The following is a 2,232-nucleotide window of genomic DNA, read 5'->3' as shown; positions in this document are numbered from 1 at the left end:
AAATTTATTTTTTTTTCAAAAATCATTTAATCTCCCTATTTAAGATAAAAGTAATTGAGCTATTTTATAAGCTTCTTCTTCCGATTTAACGATATATGTTACTTTTTCTTGTTTTGAATTTTTTTTAAAATAAAGAGTTACTTCAATTCCATTTTTTAAAGTTATTAATCTCATAAATTATACCCTCCTTGATTTTTAGAGGATAAAATGATATACTTCTATTGCCAGTAGGGGTATATCATTTTGAATACCTCTTTTTTTATTATAATTAAAGAATACTATATAATTTTTCAAAAGTCAACGCATATTTTAATTTAAATATTAAAATGCGTTTATTTTTTTAAATAAACTTTTAAAAATATATTGTTTATAGTTGTTTATATATTGTTATATATTGTTATATATTGTTATGTACAAAAAAAATGAAAAAAAAAAGCTTTCAAAGCCTTTATTTATAAGCGTTTATAATCAATTTATGCTTTCGTCATTAGGTGGGACTATTCTTCGTCATTAGATGGGAGTATTTATCAACACTAGATGGGACATCTTTCGTCATTAGGTGGGAGTATTCATCAACATTAGATGGGAGTATATATAAAATTGTATTTTTTTATCAACATTTATTGGGAGTATATTTTTTATAAAATAAAATTTCTTCATTAAGTGGGAGTATTTTTCTTGAAAATTATCAATATTTTAGGTATAATCTATTAGAATCTAAGAAAAAGCATAGAAAAAAGTGAGATATACCCATATAATGACGAAAAAATTGTTGGAGTTGATTTATGAAAATAACTAAAAAGAAAAAAAGCAACAATTTAAACTTTCAAGAGGTAATTGATACACCCGAAACAGAAATAGTAGAAGAAAATATAACCTTAGATGAAAGTTTTTTGAAAAATAGAGCATTGATACGTATGGATATGAATATAATTCAATATCCTATATTTAGTAAAAATACAAAGAGAAAAACAAATCAAATTGTCAAATATTATTTTAATAATAATCGAGATACGTATATTACTGTTACCCCAGCTTCAGGTTATCATATTCCCGGAGAGATGGAAGAAAAAGTTTTTATTGTTTTAATGAAAATAATGAAAGATCGAGGAATGCCACAGAAATTTTGGGTAACGTTGAGTGAACTAAAAAAAGAATTAGGACTCAATACAAATAGAGCTAATGAGCTTATAAAAAAAAGTTTATTAAGAATAGCTAATACATTTTATAGTTTTAAAAATACGATGTATTTTAATGAATTAAAATCTGTATTAAAAGAAGAGATAACAAGATCGATTTTTGAATTAGATATTGTTAGTTTAGAGAGAAAAGAAAATGCAGAAATAAAGGCACAGATAAATGACCGAAGAATAAAGGAGATTTATCAGATTAAGATATCAGATTTTTTCTATAAGAATATTTTAGCAAAAGGATATTTAGTTTATGATGCTGCAGTACTATTAGAAATAGAATCTAGTACAGCAAGAACAATTTATATGTTAATTGAAAAACTTAGATTTAGTGAAACATATTTAAAAATAGATGTAATCTATCTAATAAAAAGAATTCCATTAAAATTTGATAAAACAAACATTGGAAGAACTGTAAAAACTTTGATGAAAAGTTTTCAAGAATTAAAAGAAAAAGAATTAATAAAAGATTTCATTTTGGAAAAAGATGGAACCTGGGAGAACGCTGAAGTTGAAATCTTTTTCTATGATTTTACAGTTCAAGATAAACAACAAAGATTTTTTGATGATTTAAATGAGTTTAGACATCTTACTCAGAGTCAACTTTTAGTCAGTCATACAGAAAATAAGGATCTTCAAGAAGAGGAAACAGAAAATCTAAAAGAGTTTATTAATGTCACTCAAGAGATGATAGATGAAGTTTTAAACTTAATGCCGGCAAAAGCAAAAACTTTAAAAACGATGCCAAAAACTATAAAAGATTCTATAGAGTCTTATGGACTAGAAAAAGTTCAACAAGTTGCAATTTATATGAAGAAAAATAAAGTGGATAAAGTTAGAGCTTATTTTATAAAAGCTTTGGAAAACGATTGGACTAAAGATGAGGAAATAGTAAAACTACCACCTAAAAAAGTAATTGTTGAACAATTACCATTAGATGATCATAAAATTGAAGTTGATGATTTTATAAAAAAAGATTTTGAAAACAATTTCCAAAAATTTTTAGTATTAGATGATCAAGAGAAAGAAATTATTGAAAAAA

2 protein-coding genes are annotated in these 2,232 nt (G+C 24.3%); one reads left to right on the top strand and one right to left on the bottom strand.

Annotation, left to right across the window (positions count from 1 at the left end; genetic code table 11):
- Positions 1-39 precede the first annotated feature (39 nt).
- Positions 40-174, bottom strand: a complete 135-nt coding sequence (locus L992_RS13840) for a hypothetical protein (RefSeq protein WP_255359931.1) — start codon at positions 172-174, stop codon at positions 40-42.
- Between the two features lie 611 nt (positions 175-785).
- Between L992_RS13840 and L992_RS10510 the strand changes: the two genes are divergently transcribed.
- A partial coding sequence (locus L992_RS10510) for a hypothetical protein (protein ID WP_047396135.1) occupies positions 786-2,232 on the top strand: 1,447 nt, incomplete at its 3' end.

This window comes from Cetobacterium sp. ZOR0034, assembly GCF_000799075.1.
In the GTDB taxonomy this organism is placed as follows: Bacteria; Fusobacteriota; Fusobacteriia; order Fusobacteriales; family Fusobacteriaceae; genus Cetobacterium_A.
This window is presented reverse-complemented; position numbering and strand designations above follow the sequence as displayed.

Coding starts and splice junctions, on each gene's coding strand:
- L992_RS13840 (WP_255359931.1), bottom strand. CDS start 174: ATGAGATTAATAACTTTAAAAAATGGAATTGAAGTAACTCTTTATTTT.